Source organism: Acinetobacter sp. 40AMC3-4, assembly GCF_049898185.1.
GTDB lineage: Bacteria > Pseudomonadota > Gammaproteobacteria > Pseudomonadales > Moraxellaceae > Acinetobacter.
Window position 1 is genome coordinate 79,320 of record NZ_JAFCXG010000011.1, and the last position, 17,873, is coordinate 97,192.

Sequence of the window (17,873 nt, forward strand, 5' to 3'; positions counted from 1 at the left end):
TCGGCCTCGACAACAATGACGGTGCGCAGCTCAACATATGAGAAGCTGCGCAGAATAATCTATTTTTAAGATCGCAGAAGCCAAAGCCCTGCATGCTGTAAAAACTTATATCAAGTCATAAGCAAATGTTCAATGTTTAACAATGGATTAGAGGTCAAGATTCAGGTCAGTGACCGCCCCGGTTTCTGCACCTGAAGTCAGTTTGGCGAATTTAGCCAGCGCACCGTGGGTATAGTTTGGCTGAGGTTTGGTCCAGGCCGCTTGACGTGCAGCAATTTCTTCTTCCGCGACATGCCAGGTCATTTCCCGAGTTTCGGCATTAATCGAAATCTGATCACCATTTTGCACCAGACCAATCGGGCCGCCCTCATAAGCTTCTGGCGTCACATGACCAATCACGAAACCATGACTGCCGCCAGAGAAGCGTCCGTCAGTAATTAAAGCCACCGAAGCGCCCAGACCTTTACCAATAATCGCAGAAGTCGGTTTCAGCATTTCCGGCATGCCCGGACCACCTTTAGGGCCGACGCCACGAATCACCACCACTTCACCCGGCTGGACTTCGCCATCCAGAATCCCGCGCATGGCACCCTGCTCGCCTTCAAAGACCCGTGCCGGGCCAGCAAAATGCAGACCTTCCTTACCGGTAATCTTGGCCACAGCGCCCTTCGGCGACAAATTGCCTTTTAAAATCACCAGATGGGAATCTTTTTTCACGGGCGCATCAAAAGGCAGAATAATCTGCTGACCTTCCGGATAGTCCTGCACATCGGCCAGGTTTTCTGCCAGCGTCTTACCTGTGACCGTTAAACAGGACCCATCCAGCATGCCGGCATCCAGCATGCGCTTCATCAGTGGTTGAATCCCACCAATCGCAATCAGTTCTGACATTAAATATTTCCCGGATGGACGCACATCGGCCACCACCGGAATATCTTTGCCAATTCGGACAAAGTCATCCAGACTCAATTCAACCCCTGCGGTATGCGCCATGGCTAGCAGATGCAACACGCCATTGGTCGAACCACCCAGCGCAATCAAGACCTTGATCGAATTTTCAAAAGCAGCCTTGGTCATGATGTCACGTGGCTTGATATCCAGTCGTAACAGATTCATGACTGCTTCACCGGCACGGGCACAGTCGATTTGCTTGTCATCCGAAATCGCTTCCTGTGCCGAGGAGCCCGGCAAGCTCATACCGAGTGCTTCAATTGCAGAGGCCATCGAGTTGGCCGTATACATGCCGCCACAAGAGCCCGGACCCGGCAAGGATACTTCTTCAATATGCTTGACTTGAATCGCGTTAATTTCACCTTTGGCATATTGACCGACTGCTTCAAATACCGAAATCATGTCGGTATGGCCTTCGCCCGGTTTAATAGTGCCGCCATAAATAAACAGCCCCGGACGGTTTAAGCGCGCCAACCCCATGATGCAGCCCGGCATGTTTTTATCACAACCACCAATCGCGATGACCCCATCATAAGCCTGGCAGCCCACGACCGTTTCAATGGAGTCTGCGATCACTTCCCGTGATAGCAGTGAATATTTCATGCCTTCCGTACCGTTGGAAATTCCGTCAGAAATGGTAATGGTATTGAAGATAATACCTTTGCCGCCCGCAGCACTCACGCCCTGCTCTACAGTTCTGGCCAGACCATCAATATGCATATTACAAGGCGTGACATTGGCCCAGGTCGAGGCAATGCCAATAAATGGCCGTTCAAAATCAACATCTTTAAAACCGGTAGCACGCATCATGGAACGCGCCGGTGCATTTTCAATGCCTTCATAAACCGGGGCTGAATGCTCGCGGATATTATCTTTACTCATTATTCTCTTCCTGGGCGATGACCAATTTTAAGCTTCGGTCTTGGACAATTTATTTTAAGGTCATTGTATAGAAAGCAGACTACACATGAAAGCAACACTCTGTACTCTGCGAATCCCATTAATCCATTTATTATTTTTCTACCCAAATCAGATCACATGATGAAGCGACATGGATGTCGCTGTTTTCCTGTGCAGCAAGGATGCTGCATCAGGAAAACAAAGGCGTTTTGTTACTTTTGCGCTGTCAAAAGTAAAACATTGTCTACGCAATATTATTGCAAAATCACAAAGTAAAATGCGACCGTGCTATTTTCAACAATTAATAAAAAAGCACCCCCGTCTGGAGTGCTTTTAAAATCTGTAAAATTACAAATTAGATATCACGTACCGCACCTTTCGAGGCACTGGTGGTATGCATCGCATACGCTTTCAGTGCTTTAGACACTTTACGCGGACGCTGTTCTGCAGGCTGCCAGCCTTTGGCTTCTTGTGCTTCACGGCGCGCTGCCATGGTGGCATCATCCACTGCCAGGTGAATCGTACGATTTGGAATATCAATTTCGATACGGTCACCATCTTCCACCAGACCAATCGCACCACCTTCCGCTGCTTCAGGAGATACGTGACCAATTGAAAGGCCTGAAGAACCACCAGAGAAACGGCCATCTGTTAAAAGTGCACAGTCTTTACCCAAACCTTTTGATTTTAAGTAACTGGTTGGATACAACATTTCCTGCATACCCGGACCACCACGTGGACCTTCGTAGCGAATCACGACGACATCACCCGCAGTGATTTTGCCGCCAAGAATGGCTTCAACCGCAGCATCCTGACTTTCAAACACACGTGCAGTCCCGTTGAATTTTAGGATTGAATCATCCACACCCGCTGTTTTTACGATACAGCCTTCTAGCGCGATGTTGCCGTAAAGTACCGCCAGACCACCATCTTGCGAGAAAGCATTGGCTGCATTACGGATCACGCCATTGTCACGGTCGCCATCTAAGCGTGCATAATAACGGTCTTGCGAGAATGCCGTCTGCGTTGGTACACCGCCCGGTGCAGATTTGAAGAATTGATACACGTCTTCATCTTCAGTACGGATGATGTCCCATTTATCCAAGGCATCTTTCAGTGTTTTTTCATGGACGGTTGGAACAGAAGTGTCCAGCAAGCCCGCACGATCCAGTTCGCCCAGAATCGACATGATGCCACCGGCACGGTGTACATCTTCCATATGGACGTCTTGCTTCGCCGGCGCAACTTTACATAGTACCGGCACATTACGCGACAAACGGTCGATGTCGGTCATGGTGAAATCGACTTCAGCTTCGTGTGCTGCTGCCAACAGATGCAGAACCGTATTGGTTGAACCACCCATGGAAATATCCAGCGTCATGGCATTTTCAAACGCTGCTTTGGTTGCGATTGAACGTGGCAAGATGCTGTAATCTTCCTGTTCATAATGACGTTTCGCCAATTCAACAATCAGTTGGCCGGCTTTTTCAAATAATTTTTTACGGTTGGCATGGGTTGCCAGTGTTGAACCATTGCCCGGAAGCGATAAACCAAGTGCTTCAGTCAAACAGTTCATCGAGTTTGCAGTGAACATGCCTGAACATGAACCACAGGTTGGGCAAGCTGAACGCTCATATTCAGCGACTTCTTCATCAGTGAAGCTGTCATCTGCTGCAACAATCATGGCATCAACCAGGTCGATGGCTTTTTCATTGCCACGGATTTTGACCTTGCCCGCTTCCATTGGACCGCCAGAGACAAATACCACCGGAATGTTCAGACGCATTGAAGCCATTAACATCCCCGGGGTGATCTTGTCACAGTTCGAGATACACACCATCGCATCGGCACAATGCGCATTGACCATGTACTCGACCGAGTCTGCAATCAGATCCCGTGAAGGCAATGAATATAGCATGCCGTCATGACCCATCGCGATGCCATCATCGACAGCAATAGTATTGAATTCTTTGGCCACGCCGCCTGACGCTTCAATTTGACGTGCCACCAGCTGACCTAAGTCTTTCAAATGAACGTGACCCGGTACAAACTGGGTGAACGAGTTCACCACCGCAATAATCGGCTTACCGAAATCTTCATCTTTCATGCCGGTGGCACGCCATAAACCGCGTGCGCCAGCCATATTTCTTCCGTGTGTCGATGTTTTTGAACGATAGTCAGGCATTTTATATTTCCAACAAAGTTTGAGCTTGCAATGAATCGGGCAGATCCACTCTGGCTAAATCATACTGACAAGGAGCTTAAATCAGTTGAATTTTAAACCTATCATACTACAAGCCCTTGATTTACAAGATGGCCTTTTGGGTGTAGATGCAGGCAAAAATGTCTATAGAGAGGTTTGGATGATCTGACGATAAAAATTTCTTAATGAAATCTACTATACCGCCATCATCATCAGGACAATACAAAACTTTCATGAATAATTTTTACAATTTGCATGAGTTTTTTTTATATAAAAATTCCACCGAAATTCAAGTACTCACCAAGCTTCTCGGATAAGTTTTGGTAAGGATTAGGCTGAAATTTGGCTTTTGGCTTATAATAGCTTTTAAGTTTATTTGGAATTTCATGTGTGAAGATCATATTTGCAGGCACACCAGAATTTGCAGCGACTGCATTGGCTGCGTTGCTTAGAACCGAACATGAAATTGTGGCGGTCTATACTCAACCGGACCGCAAGGCCGGACGTGGACAAAAGCTCACGGCATCTGCGGTGAAGCAGTTAGCGCTTGAACATCATCTTTCGGTCTATCAGCCTTTACATTTCAAGTCATCGACTGAAGAAGGTCTGGCGGCGCAAGCGGAACTTAAAGCCTTAAATGCAGATGTGATGGTGGTGGCAGCTTATGGCCTGATCCTGCCACAAGTGGTTCTGGATACGCCAAAATATGGTTGCCTGAATATACACGGTTCGCTGTTGCCACGCTGGCGCGGTGCAGCCCCGATTCAGCGCGCGATTGCTACCGGCGATACCGAAACGGGTGTGACCATTATGAAAATGGCGGCCGGTCTGGATACCGGGGATATGATGTATAAAACACGATGTCCGATTACTGCCGAGGATACTTCTGCCAGCCTGCATGACAAACTGGCGCTGCAAGGTGCTGAGGCGATTGTGGCCGTGCTTGAATCGGAACAGACCTTACAGCACTATCTTGAGATTCGCGAAGTCCAGGATGAAAGCCTGACGGTTTACGCGCATAAACTATCAAAAGCTGAAGCACAAATTGACTGGACCCAGCCTGCAGCAGCCATTGACCGTAATATTCGTGCTTTTAATCCATGGCCAGTGGCATTTACCCCACTGGATGACAGCAACAATTTACGCATCTGGAATTCCTCGCTTTCTACGCAAAAGACAAGCAATGCCCTGCCTGGTGAAGTAATTGCTCTGGATAAAGACGGCGTGCATGTAATGTGTGGCGATCAAAATGCCATCTGTATCACCAATCTGCAATGGCCAGGCGGCAAAGCCCTGAATGCTGTTCAAATTAATCAAACTCAAAAACTATCGGTAGGATATAAATTCGCATGAGCCAAATTCAATCATCAGCTAAAAATTTGAATTTGCGCGCGCAAGTTGTAAAAACCCTATTGGCTGTACAAAATGGCCAATCACTTGCTTCTGTACTCAATCAACATATCAACATTGTGTCTGAGCGTGACCGTGGTCTGTATCACGAGTTAACTCTAGGCTGTTTACGTCAGTGGCATGGCCTGAAAGCCATCACCCTGCCGCTATTAACCAAACCTCTCGATAATCAGGCTCTAGAAAGCTGCTTATATTTGGGTTTGTACCAGATTCTATGTACCCGTATTCCGGCACATGCTGCAATTTCAGAAACCGTGACTGCTGCCAAACAGCTGGGCTTTGAACCTTTAAGCGGTCTGGTGAATGCCGTTCTGCGTCGTGTTTCACGTGAAACAGAAGAATTTGATCTGGCTTTAAATCAGGCGCATGGCCTGCCAAGCTGGCTTTACAAGCGTTTAAAGAAAGACTGGCCGGAACAGCTTGCCGAACTGTCACATGACTTGAAACAGATTGCACCGCTCACCTTGCGCGTCAATGTCAATCAGGTCAGCCGTGATGAATATCTGGAAATTCTGGAAGAAGAAGGCTATGAAGCACGTGCCTGTACTCTTTCTGAAGTTGGCATCGTTCTGGAACAGAATGTCCATATTCCGAACCTGCCGGGCTATGAAGCTGGTGGCTTCTCGGTTCAGGATGAACATGCCCAACTTTGCGTGACTTTAGTTCCTGACCTTGAAGGCAAAGTCGTGGTAGATGCCTGCGCTGCACCGGGTGGTAAGACCGCGCACATCCTGGAAAAATATAGCCCGAAAAAGCTGTATGCGATTGACCAGGATGCCAAACGTTTAGTCCGTGTGGCAGAAAATCTGGAACGCTTACTGTTAACTGAATATGCCGATGTTGAAATTATCGCGGCTGATGCGATCACCTGGACAGCTCCGGAGCCGGTCGACTGTATCGTACTGGATGCACCATGTTCCGCAATTGGTGTGATCCGTCGTCATCCGGATATCCGCTTACTGCGTCATTCCACAGATATTCCGCAAACGGTACAGCTGCAAAAGCAGATTCTGGAAAATATGTGGCAGCAACTGAAAGTCGGTGGTACTTTGCTGTACATCACCTGTTCAATTTTGAAAGCCGAAAACGAACAGCAGATGGTCGAATTCTTTGCTCAACATGCCGATGCCAAAGAAATCAAGATCGAAGCCGATTGGGGCATCGAGCAGATTCATGGTCGTCAGTTGTTGCCGAAAGCAGATCAAGGCGACGGCTTTTTCTATTGCCGTATAGAAAAAACTGCATAAGTCATGTGTTTAAAATGAAAGGCAGCCTAAGCTGCCTTTTTTATGGCGCGTGATTTAGTGAATATATGGCTTATTGAATAAACTTAAAAATCACCAGACTGCTGGCCAATGCCGCCATGCCGCTCACCAATCCATAGACTGTTTCATGCCCTTCAGAATAGCGCTTTGCCGTCGGCAATAATTCATCCAGCGCCAGATAAACCATCACCCCGCCAATCACGCCAAAGATCAGACCATAGACGGTTTCACTCATATAAGGTGCCAGAATAAAATACCCGAGCGCTGCCCCTAAAGGTTCGGCCAGTCCGGAAACCAAACTGGCCCAGAGCGCATAATCTTTACGGCCGGTGGCCATATAGACCGGCAGGGCAATCGCCACGCCTTCTGGTACATTATGAATCGCAATCGCGACTGCCAATGGCGCACCCAAAGCAGGACTTTCCAGCGTGGCAAAAAACGTCGCCAGCCCTTCCGGCAGGTTATGTGCGCTAATCGCAAACAGGGTCAGCATGCCGGTACGCAGTAATTGGGGTGAACTAACGCCCTTGGCAGAATGGGTCTCAATGGTGTCATGTGGGTTTGGCACAAAGCGATCTAGCAATAACACCAGAACTACGCCCAGTAAAAAAGCAAAAGTGCCAAAGGCAAAACCGGTTTTTTCATCAAAATCTAGGCTAAAGGAAGCGATCGATTTGTTCAGAATTTCGGTTAAAGAGACATAGATCATGGCCCCGGCAGCAAAGGCCAGACCAAAGGCCAGCAAACGGAAATTAGGTTTTTTTAAGAATAATACCAGTCCCCCACCCACCACGGTGGCCAGCCCGGCAAATAAAGTCACGGCAAAGGCTGTATAGACTTGTCCATCTGAAACGGAAATCATGTCAGAGCATCAGCCATTAAAAAAGTCATTATCATCAAGGATGATAATGACTTTTTTAATGGTAACAGTAGGTTTATGTGAAGATTTTTAGTCTTCTGGTTCTTCCGGATTCTTTGCCAGATGAATCACAGCCAGTACCAGACCACCCCATAATAAAACGATAGAGATGATCATCATGATTAGTGCAGATGTATTCATAGTCGCTCTCCTAGCTGTGACGATCTTTAATCAGGCTGAATAGAATGGCACCCAGAATAAAGAATGCCATTACTCCTCCACCTACCATCCATAGGGTACTGGCAGCATAGCCACCATAACCTTCTGCCATGATCGATTTCAGGGTCAGGCCCAATGCCAGCAATAATGACAACGGCGTGATCACCGTCAGCATGAAGTTCCAGCTCGTACCTAGTTTCACGCTGGCAAACTCATTCACATGGCCTTCCAGCTGTTTCATTAATGGACGACGGAACCACGACAACAGAATAATCGATAACAGACCACCACCAACAATACCGATGTTATTGGCAAAGTAATCGATGATATCGACAAAGGTAATGGCACTATGTGTCGAGAACATCAGGGTAGAAATCACCGCTGAACCACCAGCAATAATCGTCACTGACTTGTTCTTTGACCAGCCCAGTTTGTCTTGGAACGCAGCAATCGGAACTTGCAGGATGCTCACCATCGAGGTAATACCGGCAACCGTCAACGAAGCAAAGAACAGGAAACCGAACAGGTCACCACCTGCACCTAAACTGGAAATGATTTTCGGAAACGCAATAAAGGCCAGACCGATACCGCCAGACACCACATCTTCAACTTTCTCACCTGAGCTGAACGCCATAAAACCAAGCGCGGCAAAGACACCAATACCCGCTAGAATTTCAAAAGACGAGTTGGCCAGTGCTACCACAATCCCGGAACCAGTCAGGTTGGTTTTGCGTTTCAGGTAAGATGCATAGGTCAACATGATCCCGAAGCCCACTGATAGTGAGAAAAAGATATGACCAAAAGCGGCTAACCAGACTTTATAGTTGGCCATCGCTTCCCAGTTCGGCGTGAAGAAAGCATTTAAGCCATCGACTGCACCAGGTAAACGTACTGCCTGAATCACTAGGATCGTGAATAAAATCACCAGCAATGGCATAAAGATTTTATTCGCCAGTTCCACCCCACGGCGTACTCCACCGTAAAGAATCAGCATGACTGCTGCCCAAACGACCACCAAACCAAAGAACAGCACAGGTACAAAACCGAGCGTCAGACCCTCACCATTTTGCAGGTAAGTATTGAAGAAGAAGCCTTGGGTATCTGTGCCCCACTGCTGTCCAAAGGAATAGAACATATAGCTGCCAGCCCAGGACAAGACGCTGGCATAGTAAATCCCGATCACCAGAGTGACCATGACCTGCCACCACCCTAGGGATTCGGCATTCATGAGTTTTTTATAGGCCATAGGCGGCGCTTTGCGGAACTTGTGTCCGACCGCATAGTCTAAAAACAATAAAGGTAAACCTGCTGCGAAAATCGCAATCAGATAAGGGATCAGGAATGCCCCGCCACCATTTTCATAGGCAACATAGGGGAAACGCCAGATATTCCCCAAGCCAACGGCGGAACCAATCGCTGCAATAATGAATCCTGATCGTGCGGACCAATTCTCACGAGTTTCTGTCATAGAACACCTAAACTTTTAACCCCTTTAGATGCTGCTTGTTATGGTTATGACGCAAGCAAAAAAAGAAGTATTTTCAATAATTTTGGGTGTTTGAATTAGAGGGCACCTTGTGGGCGTCGAATTCTAATGTACAAACAGGTCAGCAGGTCTTACATCTTGCTTAAAGTCTGATCGAAAAACTGACCTTGTAGATGACTCAACAATACTGACTTTTTTAAATTTTTTCTGTAAATTCTGCTTAAAATATTCGTTATTTATAATCTATTCGAATTAAGCGTTCAATAATTCTGCGAAATAAGCCAGATTAAACAAGTTATATATTGACAAACTTTTTGGAATATATTTTTTCTTAAGTTTTACTACAGGGTCGCTGTTTTAAAAAATGTATTGCAAGACTCCACTCCAGCATCTGTTTTTAGATCATTATTTAATGATGAAACGGCTCATACTAAGGCACATGACCAAGCCGTGATATGGGAAATCAAATTCTCTCATGGAATTTTGACCTCTTTAAAAACCGGTTTAAATATCACAAGCAGATTTAAAACAAGCTGCCTGTGATATCGAAGCGATGAGTATTCTAAACTTAGGCTTTAATCACCAGCATGCGCTCTTCCTGCATGTCGCGAATGGCTGACTGAATTCCTTCACGACCCAGACCTGAATCTTTGACCCCGCCATAAGGCATGTTATCGACCCGGAAAGACGGAATATCATTGATAATGACACCGCCGACATGCAGATGATCCCAGGCATACAGCATCTTGTTCAGATTCTGGGTATACACTCCAGCTTGCAAGCCAAAACGGCTGCGGTTGATACAGGCAATACCGGATTCGAAATCAGCATACGCTTCCAGAATTGCCACCGGACCAAAGGCTTCATCACGGTAGATTTCCAGACTGTGGTCTACATTTTCCAGCAAGGTCGGTGCGAACATCACACCATTCAATTCGCCTCCAATCAGGATTTTCGCGTCTTTTTTCACAGCTTTATCCAGCCATTTTTTCAGGCGTTTGGCTTCATCTTCCTTGATCATCGGACCAACCAAGGTTGTGCTCAGATTCGGATCAGCGGCTTTAATCGTTTTCAGTTTCGCCAGCAGTTTGTCCTTCACTTCAGTATAAATCTGCTGATGCACCAAAATGCGTTGCACACTGATACACACCTGTCCGGCATGGTTATACGCCCCGCCAATCAGACGATTAATCAAGGCATCGTTAATTTCGGTATCTGGCTCAATCATGACAGCAGCATTGCCACCCAGCTCCAAGACCACTTTTTTACGACCGGCACGCGCTTTCATATCCCAGCCTACAGCATCGGAACCGGTAAAACTGAGTAATTTAAAACGCTCATCGGTGACAAGTAGATCAGCCAGCTCTCGCGGACAGGGCAATACCGAAAACGCACCTTGCGGTAAATCGGTTTCCGCCAGAATTTCGGCAATTTTTAAGGCAGAAATAGGGGTTAGACTCGGCGGTTTCAGCACAAAGGGACAACCGGCTGCAATCGCAGGAGCAATTTTATGCGCGGTCAGGTTTAAAGGAAAATTAAACGGACTGATCAGAGACACTGCACCAATCGGCACCTGCTTTACAATGCCCCGATAACCGGATGCTGCCGCAGTCACGGCCAAAGGCAGCATACGTCCCTGATCAACCTGGGTCACGGCATCTGCGGCAATCTGGAAAGTATTAATCAGACGTTCAACTTCGGCTTCGGCTGCTTTACGCGGCTTGCCCCCTTCTGCAATCAGAATTTCAGTCAGTTCTTCATGAATCTCACGAAAACGGCGTACGCAATGCAGCAGAATTTTCTGTTTCTGGAACGGCTCCAAGGCAGCCATTTCGGCTTCTGCGTCTACGGCAGACTGAATCGCCTGTTCCAGTGTGTTGGCATCTGCCAAGGCGACACGGGCATACAGTTCATGATTATATTTATGTTTGACCTCTAGCCATTTATCCGTCTGAACAGCCTGACCGGCGACATATAATGCATACTCTTTCGCTTGTTGTGTGCTTCTCGCTACCATCTTATTGTCCTTCAACATCCAAGGATATACATTTTTGAAATTCTCTATATCATGCACTTGCTACTCCATATTAAGAAGATGTTTTTAAGTAACCAGACACCTCCAATTTTAATAAAGCTTTAGGGAATAGAGCCATGCGCGCAAAAATACTCACCACCTTATTCTTCGGTTTTGGAATCAGTACGCTCAGTCATGCAGATGTGATCGGCGTGAAAGCGGATCTCAGCTACTGGGATTTTGACGGCTATAGCCAGGATAACAATTTCAAGCATGCGCTGGATCGACAAGGTACAGCACAACTATCTGTCGCTGTAGAACATCCGGTACCGTTATTGCCAAATGCAAAAATCAAATATGTTAATCTGGACAGCAACAGTGAACAAAACACGCTTGCCAATGCCTCAGAGATCGAACTGAAGAATATCGACTATATTCTGTATTACGAATTGCTAGATACTATTGTGCATGCGGATATAGGCGCAGGTTTAACCAATCTGGATGGTACGGTGAAAAACCTGAGCAATGCTGCTTTCAATCAATACGATCTGGATGAATACAGTCCCCTGCTCTACGCAACCGTCGGGGTGAAACTGCCATTTACCGGTATGAGTGCCAAAGCCGAAGCTATTTACAGTCACGGCAGCGATAGCCAAAAAACCGATGTACAGGCCGAACTGCAATATGACTTTATTGATAATCTGCTGGTCGATGTGGGTGCCAAAATCGGTTATCGTATGATGCAAGTAGATTTTGAACAGGATCAACGTCCAGACTTACAGTTGGAATTTAAAGGTCCTTATATCGGTCTAGATGTGCATTTTTAATGCAATACAACTGGTTAAGCTTGCACAGCTCAATTTCTCTGCGCTGATGTAAGCCAAAGCGTACAGCAATAACCGCAATCTGCTGCTAGTGCGCCACCGGGATGTGTATTACTTTATAAACATAGAGAGCAGGATGCTCCAGAAGACCTAAAAACAAGAATAACATCGCAACACCAGGACGTGAGGTACGACAGGAGTTATACCTAAATCACGAGATACGAAAAAGCCCCGACAGGATGTCGGGGCTTTTTTTCTGCCTATTATTTTATTTATCATTGCTTAACAGTTCCGAGCTAAAACTCCAACATTGTAAGAATCTCCTTGTTGTTAAGCTAAAAATCCTCACATTTTTTGGGAACAGCAATCATGGTAAAAAAGGTCCTCTTTATTACATCCAATCAAGGCATTGAACATGATGAACTCACTGAGCCTTTAAATTTTCTAAAGTCCAAAGGTTTTGAAGTCATTCATGCTGCAGAAAAAAATGAAGATGTCGCCACTGTCAAAGGTGATACCAAGGCTGCTACCCAATACACGCCGGATACCAGTTTCGACCATGTCGATCCGAATGATTATGATCTTTTGGTGATTCCCGGCGGTACAGTCAATGCGGATACATTGAGAATCAATCAGGATGCGCAAAAAATCATTCAGCATTTTGCCGACAATCACAAACCGATTGCCGCGATCTGTCATGGGCCATGGACCCTGATTGATGCACAGCGCATCAAAGACAAGAATCTGACCTCATATAAGAGCATCAAGCTAGATCTGGAAAATGCCGGCGGGAAATGGGTCGACGAAGAAGTCCACCGCTGCAATACAGGTGACTGGGTACTGATTACTTCACGCAATCCGGACGATTTACCGGCTTTCAATGAAGCGATCTTAAAAGAGCTTGAAGGCGAAGCTGCCTAAGCTCCTACACTAAAAAAAGAACCTCAGCATTGAGGTTCTTTTTTATATTTAGACACCACCGGCCAAACTTTTCAGATAAGTCACCACGTCTTTATTTCCGGCCATTTCAGCCAGTTCTAAAGCAGTATTTGGACTGCGATGTGCAATATCTGCGCCCTTGCTAACCAGAAGCTTAACTACGTCTAAATGATCATTTTCAGCTGCAGCCTGTAAGGCACTATAGCCTTCTTCATCGGCGGAGTTGACGTCCAGACCTTCTTGCAAGCCCTGCTCAACCTGTTCAACATCACCAAGAGATGCCCAGTACACCAGTTCAGGAAGATGCAGTTCTTCATCACCTTCAGGGATTGGGGAGAATGAATTAATATTCATATTTTCTATACCTCTACTCTATTTAGAATAGCGCGATTATCACATTACCTTATCTCAATAATACTAAGAATAATAGACTTCTTGCGTTAGTCAAAATTTAAAATTTAAACAGCCAAAAGCTACATATTATAAGGTTTTAGCCAATTCAAAAATTAGGTAAAACGATACTTTCGCAAGAGGTCTAATATTTAAATTAATGCTTATTCAGTATCTTTAAAATTTTAGATAGAGCATTTTTTTTATTTGAATAAGAAGGTATCAAAAAAGAATTATCAGGATTAAATTCTATCTTATTCTTAATATAAATTTTATTAGATAAGGCTTTTGATCTTCTTAAAACTTTTGGCTCTGTAGTATGACCAATGGAACTTCCACCCATCACCAACATTTGCCAAACAGTGAGATTATGATTTATATCCCATGAACTTATATCGCTCCAAGAGTTAAATTCATAAGCTTACCTTGCAAAGTAACTGTCAACTTCTGATCGATAGGAAAATCCCAGCGGGTTTCAAAAATAAAACTTTTTGATTGTATAGATCGGGCTTGAATAAGTTGAGGAATCCAATCTTCAAGATCAATATCATTTATCCATCTGAATCGATCACTATCAATTTTTTTGGAATCTTTTGTATCAAGAATCCATTTAGCATAGAGATATTCATAGTTATTCTTTAATTCAATATCTTGATAAACCAACTTCAGTCTAAGTTTTTCAATAATCAGTAATTGAGCACCATGATTCGAGATTGAAATTGGCATATGAAAACTACACACATACCATTCTTCACTAGCACTTTTTATCGGATAAATTTGTTCTGTTAAAGTTCCAATCGTGAAGAATGGTTTAGATTTATAAAAATAAGTTTTCCATAATTGCATTACTGAAATTAAGAGAGCTAAAGATGCTATAAATAATTCTAAGGTCATGATATTTATAATTCAGTTAATTACTACAAAATAAATTGTGAATTAGTTTTTATCAACTAATAACCATAAAAAAGCCCCCTTTCGGAGGCTTCTTATTTAATACTTAGCTTTAAGCTTTAGACACTGCTGGTTCAATTGAACCAATCTTCTCAGATTCATTGTCATGCATGATTAACGCAACCGCAATTGCAGTAATCAGAACCGGTAAACCGACTGCCATAAAGTTGAAGTAAGCAGGCAGGTTCATACCAAGCAAACCACCAATCAGGATCGGCCCTACAATCGCGCCCATACGACCAATCGCAGAAGACCAGCCAATACCTGTCGAACGTACTGCAAGTGGGTAGAACTGCGCAACATAGCTATATAGCAACATTTGTGAACCAATCGACGCTGCACCCGCCAGGAATACCAGGATGTAAAGTAAGAATTGGTTAGATGCAAAGCCCATTGAGCTCATCACAATCGCACCCATCATACCGAGGAACATCAGTACCGGTTTCAGGTGGAAACGATCCGCCAGAATACCACCACCCACAATACCTACAACCGCACCAACGTTCATCACCATCATGAACATCAAGCTGTTGTCCATCGAGTAGCCTGCTGCCATCATCAACTTCGGTAACCAGCTGCTCAGTGCATACATGGTTAACAGACAAGTGAAGAACGCGACCCAGAACAGTAAAGTATTGACCGCACGACCACGACGGAACAAACTCACCACGTTGGCTGCTTCAGGCACATTTTCCTGTGGCAAAGTGAAAGTTGTATTCTCAGTAACTGTCAGATTTGGCGCCAAGCGACGTACGATACGACGAGCTTCAGGCTGCTTGTTCTGCTTCACAATAAATGCGAGCGACTCAGGCAGGAATTTCCAGATCACTGGTAATAAAAACAGTGGAATACCCGCGATAAAGAACATGATTTGCCAACCAAAACTTGGCGTGAACCATGAACCTAATAACGCTGCCATCACGCCACCGACCGCATAACCACTAAACATGGTGGTCACCAGCGTACTACGCATTTTTTGTGGAGCATATTCCGAAGTCAATGCCACTAGGTTTGGCATTACACCACCAATACCAAGACCGGCAAGGAAACGTAAAATACCGAATTCGGTTGGGTTTGAAGCAAAGCCGCCAGCAAAAGTTAAACCACTAAATAATACAATACAGATCATGATCACTTTCTTACGACCGATCTTGTCCGCGAGGGAACCAAAGATCATCGCACCAAACATCATGCCGGCCAGCGCGGTACTTGCAAGCATTCCGGCCTGCACTGCACTTAAGCCCCAGTCTTGCATCAATAACGGTAAAACTACACCATTGATTGCGAGATCGTAGCCATCAAATAAGATAATGAGTAAACACCAAGCAACTACATTGAAGTGGAAAGGCGTGAATTTCGCATTATCGACTACAGAATTTACATCTATTTTTTCCGTTGTCATCGTTCTCATCTCCCATGAGTACTTGTCCATAACATCTTGTTGAAGACTGAAGTCAATCTTCAATGTCAGGCAATATACGCAAGCAGGATTTAAGGCACAATAAGACTAATTGATATTCTGCTATGCTCTCGGAAATGTCATTTATTTGCGTGATATGTCACACTATTATTAGTATAATCTTTTGAATAATTGATGTTTATTTTTTAATTTACACCATATTTAAGCTCTTTTAATCCACTTATTCTTTTGACCAATTGAATATTGATTTAATTTCATACTGAAGATATGAAAAAGCCCCTTTAAGTAAGGAGCTTTTTAACTGAATGGGTTAATTACGAGAGTTTAAATTTTGGCTGTTTTTAATTTTTTCACCATAATGCGACCAGGTTGTGGCTTACGAATCATTGAAATAGCGATGATGCCAATAATACCTGGCATTGCCACTGCGATAAAGTTCCATTTATGTGGTAACTCCATACCAAGCAGCATACCAATCACGATTGGGCCAACAATTGCACCTGTACGCCCTACAGCAGAAGCCCAACCAATACCAGTAGAACGTACTGCAACAGGATAGTATTGAGCAACATAGCTATATAACAAGATACTGGTACCAATAGATGAGGCACCTGCTAAACTGACAAGTAAATAAATAACAGGGGTTGGAGAATTAAAGCCCAAACCAACCAAAGATAGTACACCGACAGTTAACATACTCATAAGAACAGGTTTAAAGTCAAAACGGTCTGCCAAAATACCACCGCTAATGGTTCCGATCACGGCACCAATATTCAGTGCTAATAAGAACATTAAACTGCTACCTAAAGAATATCCCGCTGCCATCATCAGTTTTGGTAGCCAGCTTCCAAGTGCGTAAAGCATGAGTAAGCACATAAAGAAAGCAATCCAAAATAAGAATGTTCCTGTGGCACGATTTTCTGTAAATAAAGCTTTTACTGATGCACTTTGGGTCTGATCAGCGCTAGCTAGAACCAGTTCAGTATCTTCTTGTATGTCTGCAGTTGGCTCGACTTGCTTTATAAAACGACGTGCTTCATTCACTTTTTGTTCTTTAACGAGGAAAGTTAAAGACTCAGGTAAGAACTTCCAAAAAAATGGAACAAAAAGTAATGGAATACCTGCAATGAAGAACATAATTTCCCAACCAAAACTTGGTGTAAACCATGTACCGCATAATGCAGCCATAATACCGCCCACCGCATAACCACTAAACATGGTGGTTACCAGTGTGCTTTTTAAACGTTTAGGTGCATATTCAGACGTTAGAGCGACTAAGTTTGGTAATACACCACCAATCCCTAAACCAGCAATAAAACGTAAAATACCAAATTCTGTTGGATTAGTGGTAAATCCACCTAAAAATGTAAAAGCACTAAATAAAGAAACACAAATCAAGATAACTTTTTTACGACCAATTTTGTCTGCAAGCATCCCAAATAGCATGGCTCCAAACATCATGCCAGCCAGCGCTGTACTTGCAAGCATGCCTGCTTGAACAGCACTCATGCCCCACTCTTGCATAAGTAGAGGCAGAACGACACCGTTAATTGCTAAATCATATCCGTCAAATAGGACAATAAACAAACACCATAATACAATGCTTAAGTGAAATTTAGTGAATTTTGCCTGATCAATCACATCATTCACACTTACAGTGTTTGCTACTCGCTTCATGTTTTCTGCCATTTTTACTCACCTCCTGTGAGTTTTTTTCGTTGTTTTCAGCACGACACATGACCCTAACTCTTATTTATTATTTTTAATGATTCTTATCGCCATGTCTTCGCAACAACTTAGTTCAACACACCTACTTTTCATGCAATATCCGACTAAAGTCTTACTTATTCCTTAAAAATCTAAACCCATGAGTCTAGTTTTTAATCAATATTCAACAATTCCAAGAGCTATTTGACTAAAATCCCACGCATAAAAAAATCCCCCTCTGCCTTGGCGGAGGGGGATTTCGAATAATGAGCTGGCGATGACTTACTCTCACATGGGTAACCCCACACTACCATCAGCGCTAAGAGGTTTCACTT

At 44.5% G+C, this 17,873-nt stretch carries 14 protein-coding genes; 4 read left to right on the forward strand and 10 right to left on the reverse strand.

Annotated elements, in window-relative coordinates; all coding sequences use genetic code 11:
• Positions 1–147 precede the first annotated feature (147 nt).
• Positions 148–1,833 (reverse strand): dihydroxy-acid dehydratase, encoded by a 1,686-nt coding sequence (gene ilvD / locus ACP7BU_RS12550; protein ID WP_425880049.1) that lies wholly within the window; start codon positions 1,831–1,833, stop codon positions 148–150.
• 373 nt (positions 1,834–2,206) lie between these two features.
• A complete protein-coding gene (gene ilvD, locus ACP7BU_RS12555; protein WP_312585669.1) occupies positions 2,207–4,036 on the reverse strand; it encodes a dihydroxy-acid dehydratase in 1,830 nt (609 codons plus the stop codon).
• A 408-nt stretch (positions 4,037–4,444) separates the two neighbouring features.
• Between ilvD (ACP7BU_RS12555) and fmt the strand changes: the two genes are divergently transcribed.
• Positions 4,445–5,407, forward strand: coding sequence for a methionyl-tRNA formyltransferase (gene fmt / locus ACP7BU_RS12560; protein ID WP_425880050.1), 963 nt, complete (start codon positions 4,445–4,447; stop codon positions 5,405–5,407).
• Positions 5,404–6,711 (forward strand): 16S rRNA (cytosine(967)-C(5))-methyltransferase RsmB, encoded by a 1,308-nt coding sequence (rsmB, locus tag ACP7BU_RS12565; RefSeq protein ID WP_425880051.1) that lies wholly within the window; start codon positions 5,404–5,406, stop codon positions 6,709–6,711. The genes fmt and rsmB overlap by 4 nt, the downstream gene beginning before the upstream one ends.
• Positions 6,712–6,781: 70 nt before the next feature.
• Here the strand turns inward: rsmB and zupT are convergent, their stop codons facing one another.
• The 4 genes from zupT to ACP7BU_RS12585 all read right to left on the reverse strand — a co-directional run bounded on the left by zupT (position 6,782) and on the right by ACP7BU_RS12585 (position 11,310).
• Entirely contained in the window at positions 6,782–7,591 is an 810-nt protein-coding gene (zupT, locus tag ACP7BU_RS12570; RefSeq protein WP_005108262.1) for a zinc transporter ZupT, read from the reverse strand.
• A gap of 87 nt (positions 7,592–7,678) precedes the next feature.
• A complete protein-coding gene (locus ACP7BU_RS12575; protein WP_004647694.1) occupies positions 7,679–7,789 on the reverse strand; it encodes a methionine/alanine import family NSS transporter small subunit in 111 nt (36 codons plus the stop codon).
• Positions 7,790–7,799: 10 nt separating this feature from the next.
• A complete protein-coding gene (locus ACP7BU_RS12580; RefSeq protein ID WP_425880052.1) occupies positions 7,800–9,275 on the reverse strand; it encodes a sodium-dependent transporter in 1,476 nt (491 codons plus the stop codon).
• 586 nt (positions 9,276–9,861) lie between these two features.
• Positions 9,862–11,310: an aldehyde dehydrogenase family protein gene (locus ACP7BU_RS12585; RefSeq protein WP_425880053.1), complete on the reverse strand. Its 1,449-nt coding sequence runs from the start codon at positions 11,308–11,310 to the stop codon at positions 9,862–9,864.
• 134 nt (positions 11,311–11,444) lie between these two features.
• Here ACP7BU_RS12585 and ACP7BU_RS12590 point away from each other — a divergent pair, with 134 nt between their 5' ends.
• A complete protein-coding gene (locus ACP7BU_RS12590; protein WP_425880054.1) occupies positions 11,445–12,134 on the forward strand; it encodes a TIGR04219 family outer membrane beta-barrel protein in 690 nt (229 codons plus the stop codon).
• 366 nt (positions 12,135–12,500) lie between these two features.
• Positions 12,501–13,052, forward strand: a complete 552-nt coding sequence (locus ACP7BU_RS12595; RefSeq protein WP_168730570.1) for a type 1 glutamine amidotransferase domain-containing protein — start codon at positions 12,501–12,503, stop codon at positions 13,050–13,052.
• 48 nt (positions 13,053–13,100) lie between these two features.
• Here the strand turns inward: ACP7BU_RS12595 and ACP7BU_RS12600 are convergent, their stop codons facing one another.
• The 4 genes from ACP7BU_RS12600 to ACP7BU_RS12615 all read right to left on the reverse strand — a co-directional run bounded on the left by ACP7BU_RS12600 (position 13,101) and on the right by ACP7BU_RS12615 (position 17,520).
• Entirely contained in the window at positions 13,101–13,424 is a 324-nt protein-coding gene (locus ACP7BU_RS12600) for an ankyrin repeat domain-containing protein (RefSeq protein ID WP_213686629.1), read from the reverse strand.
• 426 nt (positions 13,425–13,850) lie between these two features.
• On the reverse strand, positions 13,851–14,354 hold the full coding sequence (locus tag ACP7BU_RS12605; RefSeq protein ID WP_425880055.1) for a hypothetical protein: 504 nt from the start codon (positions 14,352–14,354) through the stop codon (positions 13,851–13,853).
• 109 nt (positions 14,355–14,463) lie between these two features.
• On the reverse strand, positions 14,464–15,813 hold the full coding sequence (locus ACP7BU_RS12610; RefSeq protein ID WP_004647700.1) for an aromatic acid/H+ symport family MFS transporter: 1,350 nt from the start codon (positions 15,811–15,813) through the stop codon (positions 14,464–14,466).
• Between the two features lie 342 nt (positions 15,814–16,155).
• Positions 16,156–17,520 (reverse strand): MFS transporter, encoded by a 1,365-nt coding sequence (locus tag ACP7BU_RS12615; protein WP_004280798.1) that lies wholly within the window; start codon positions 17,518–17,520, stop codon positions 16,156–16,158.
• Positions 17,521–17,873: the final 353 nt, after the last annotated feature.

Coding starts and splice junctions, on each gene's coding strand:
- ilvD (WP_425880049.1), bottom strand. CDS start 1,833: ATGAGTAAAGATAATATCCGCGAGCATTCAGCCCCGGTTTATGAAGGC.
- ilvD (WP_312585669.1), bottom strand. CDS start 4,036: ATGCCTGACTATCGTTCAAAAACATCGACACACGGAAGAAATATGGCT.
- rsmB (WP_425880051.1), top strand. CDS start 5,404: ATGAGCCAAATTCAATCATCAGCTAAAAATTTGAATTTGCGCGCGCAA.
- zupT (WP_005108262.1), bottom strand. CDS start 7,591: ATGATTTCCGTTTCAGATGGACAAGTCTATACAGCCTTTGCCGTGACT.
- ACP7BU_RS12575 (WP_004647694.1), bottom strand. CDS start 7,789: ATGAATACATCTGCACTAATCATGATGATCATCTCTATCGTTTTATTA.
- ACP7BU_RS12580 (WP_425880052.1), bottom strand. CDS start 9,275: ATGACAGAAACTCGTGAGAATTGGTCCGCACGATCAGGATTCATTATT.
- ACP7BU_RS12585 (WP_425880053.1), bottom strand. CDS start 11,310: ATGGTAGCGAGAAGCACACAACAAGCGAAAGAGTATGCATTATATGTC.
- ACP7BU_RS12590 (WP_425880054.1), top strand. CDS start 11,445: ATGCGCGCAAAAATACTCACCACCTTATTCTTCGGTTTTGGAATCAGT.
- ACP7BU_RS12595 (WP_168730570.1), top strand. CDS start 12,501: ATGGTAAAAAAGGTCCTCTTTATTACATCCAATCAAGGCATTGAACAT.
- ACP7BU_RS12600 (WP_213686629.1), bottom strand. CDS start 13,424: ATGAATATTAATTCATTCTCCCCAATCCCTGAAGGTGATGAAGAACTG.
- ACP7BU_RS12605 (WP_425880055.1), bottom strand. CDS start 14,354: ATGACCTTAGAATTATTTATAGCATCTTTAGCTCTCTTAATTTCAGTA.
- ACP7BU_RS12610 (WP_004647700.1), bottom strand. CDS start 15,813: ATGACAACGGAAAAAATAGATGTAAATTCTGTAGTCGATAATGCGAAA.
- ACP7BU_RS12615 (WP_004280798.1), bottom strand. CDS start 17,520: ATGGCAGAAAACATGAAGCGAGTAGCAAACACTGTAAGTGTGAATGAT.